This is a genomic window from Candidatus Angelobacter sp. (genome assembly GCA_035643775.1).
Lineage (GTDB): Bacteria > Bacteroidota > Bacteroidia > Flavobacteriales > Blattabacteriaceae > DASQPV01.
Genome location: DASQPV010000005.1, coordinates 1 through 2,279, shown reverse-complemented (window position 1 = coordinate 2,279; position 2,279 = coordinate 1). Strand labels below are relative to the sequence as shown.

Genomic DNA, 2,279 nt, shown 5'->3' with positions numbered 1-2,279 from the left:
TCAGTGGGTTCAGCATGGGCGCGTGTCAGCGGGTACGGGAATATCAACCCGTTGTCCATCGACTACGCCTCTCGGCCTCGCCTTAGGTCCCGACTTACCCTGGGCGGATTAGCCTGCCCCAGGAACCCTTGGTCATCCGGCGGAGGGGTTTCTCACCCCTCATTCGCTACTCATGCCTGCATTCTCACTCGTGTGGCCTCCACGGCTGGCTCACGCCGCCGCTTCACCGCCCACACGACGCTCCCCTACCCACCCCAACCCCTGAACCACACCCACAAGGGATGCGACTAGGGACATGCTGGAGTGCCACGGCTTCGGCGGTGTGCTTGAGCCCCGCTACATTGTCGGCGCGGAATCACTTGACCAGTGAGCTATTACGCACTCTTTCAAGGGTGGCTGCTTCTAAGCCAACCTCCTGGTTGTCACGGCAACTCCACATCCTTTACCACTTAGCACACGCTTAGGGGCCTTAGCCGATGATCTGGGCTGTTTCCCTCTCGACTACGAACCTTATCGCCCGCAGTCTCACTGCCACGCTCTCACTTACCGGCATTCGGAGTTTGGCTGACTTCAGTAAGCTTGTAGGCCCCCTAGGCCATCCAGTAGCTCTACCTCCGGCAAGAAACACGTGACGCTGCACCTAAATGCATTTCGGGGAGAACCAGCTATCACGGAGTTTGATTGGCCTTTCACCCCTACCCACAGGTCATCCCCCAGGTTTTCAACCCTGGTGGGTTCGGTCCTCCACACGGTCTTACCCGCGCTTCAACCTGCCCATGGGTAGATCACTCCGCTTCGGGTCTACAGCATGCGACTAAAGAGCGCCCTATTCAGACTCGCTTTCGCTACGGCTCCCCCACACGGGTTAACCTCGCCACACACCGTAACTCGCAGGCTCATTCTTCAAAAGGCACGCCATCACATCACAACACCCCCGAAAGGATGTCAACGCTCTGACGGCTTGTAGGCACACGGTTTCAGGTACTATTTCACGCCCCCTCACCGGGGTGCTTTTCACCTTTCCCTCACGGTACTAGTCCGCTATCGGTCATCAGGGAGTATTTAGGCTTACCAGGTGGTCCTGGCAGATTCACACGAGATTTCACGGGCCCCGTGCTACTCGGGAAACACCATATGAAGACGGAAAGGTTTAACCTACTGGACTATCACCAACTACGGTCGGCCATTCCAGACCGTTCGGCTACCCAACCATTTTATAACTTCACATCCGGCCAGGCGGACCAGATACAGATGCTCCCACAACCCCACACACGCAACGCCCGCCGGCTATCACACGCGCATGGTTTAGCCTCATCCCCTTTCGCTCACCACTACTCAGGGAATCACAATTGTTTTCTCTTCCTGCGGGTACTGAGATGTTTCACTTCCCCGCGTTACCACCAACCGCCCTATCAATTCAGACGGCGGCAACACCCCATGACGGGTGCTGGGTTACCCCATTCGGAAACCCCCGGATCAACGCTCGGTTGCCAACTCCCCGGGGCATATCGCAGGCTCCCACGTCCTTCATCGGCTCCTGATGCCAAGGCATCCACCGTGTGCCCTTAAAAACTTGAACACAAAAGTTACAAGATGCTCGCGTTCACTATGCAGTTCTCAAAACACGAACGGACACCAACCCACACCACCACCAAACCACCCACAACACCACACCACAAAAACCAACACAAGGGGCAAACATCGTGGATGCGGTATGACGGCAAGACCGGCCCGCACGCCCAAACCCACCCCACCGACCAGGCGAGACAGGCTCAAAGGCGACCTGAAGACAACCAACACCAGAAAAACCATCCGGTGTCCGTTTCCTCAGGACCCAACAGTGTGCCCGACCCTCCCCAGCCCATCCATCCGATGGTTTTCCTGAACCCACGAACAACCGCGGGCAGTACTCACACCGAGGATCAACCGAGAAGAATCGAATAGCCAGTGCTCCACTAATGAGCAAACCCACCCACAGAACACGCGCCTGTGGCATGAGCCGATCTGGACCCCCCACCCCCAGGACGAACCTGAGACGATGCAGGGGCCAGTGATGCTCCTTAGAAAGGAGGTGATCCAGCCGCACCTTCCGGTACGGCTACCTTGTTACGACTTCGTCCCAATCGCCGGCCCCACCTTCGACGGCTCCCCCCACAAGGGTTGGGCCACCGGCTTCGGGTGTTGCCGACTTTCGTGACGTGACGGGCGGTGTGTACAAGGCCCGGGAACGTATTCACCGCAGCGTTGCTGATCTGCGATTACTAGCGACTCCGACTTCA

At 57.7% G+C, this 2,279-nt stretch carries 2 rRNA genes; both read right to left on the bottom strand.

Features of this window, described 5'->3' with window-relative positions:
* Positions 1 to 1,579: ribosomal RNA gene (locus VE128_00030) — 23S ribosomal RNA — on the bottom strand; the annotation flags it as partial.
* Positions 1,580 to 2,064: 485 nt separating this feature from the next.
* Positions 2,065 to 2,279 (bottom strand): 16S ribosomal RNA (locus tag VE128_00025); the annotation flags it as partial.